Source organism: Psychrobacter sp. TB20-MNA-CIBAN-0197 (assembly GCF_040309765.1).
Lineage (GTDB): Bacteria > Pseudomonadota > Gammaproteobacteria > Pseudomonadales > Moraxellaceae > Psychrobacter > Psychrobacter submarinus.
In genome coordinates, this window is sequence record NZ_JBEOPC010001325.1 from 1 (window position 1) to 239 (window position 239).

Sequence of the window (239 nt, forward strand, 5' to 3'; positions counted from 1 at the left end):
GTGCTTAGTTACATGAACTTAAGTTCATTACTTGTTGCGCGTGATAGCTTACGTCAATCAGCGGCTGATTTATTGGGTTTACGTTTAGGTCTAAACTTTATTAATGATGCAACGATTAATGCGCAAGATGTAACTTACATTGGTCATTCATTAGGCTCTATTGTAGCCCCTGCATTTATTGCACAAGCTAATAACCCATTAGCGCCAACCGTTGACCCATTATTTAATGTAAACACAGT

At 38.1% G+C, this 239-nt stretch carries 1 protein-coding gene; it reads left to right on the forward strand.

The features are described from left to right. Positions 1 to 12 precede the first annotated feature (12 nt). Positions 13 to 239, forward strand: a 227-nt coding sequence (locus tag AAEY83_RS18250; RefSeq protein WP_351061520.1) for a hypothetical protein, incomplete at its 3' end; no start/stop codon positions are given.